We start from the raw sequence: 249 nt of genomic DNA, 5'->3' as shown, positions 1-249 counted from the left end.
GATCAAGCGGCGGCTCGGCAAGGGTGCGTATGTGCTGGCCGCGCTGCGGGTCGCAGCCCGCTTCGTGCATCCGCGCTACACGGTCGAGATCGACGGCACGGTCTACGACGCCGGACAGGTCGTGGTCTGCACCCGCCACTTCTACGCCGGCCGCTTCGTGCTGGCGCCCGACGCGCGGACCTGGACCTCGCGGCTAGAAGTCTGCCTGTTCGAGCGCTCCGGTCCGCTGCAGCCGCTGCGCTACGGCCT

The 249-nt window shown here is 70.7% G+C and carries 1 protein-coding gene; it reads left to right on the top strand.

Going from position 1 to position 249, the window contains the following annotated elements; genetic code table 11:
• On the top strand, positions 1 to 249 hold a 249-nt coding region (locus tag R0J87_RS23100), incomplete at both ends, for a hypothetical protein (RefSeq protein ID WP_498889280.1).

The organism is Halomonas sp. SIMBA_159 (genome assembly GCF_046536035.1).
GTDB lineage: Bacteria > Pseudomonadota > Gammaproteobacteria > Pseudomonadales > Halomonadaceae > Vreelandella > Vreelandella venusta_A.
This window is presented reverse-complemented; position numbering and strand designations above follow the sequence as displayed.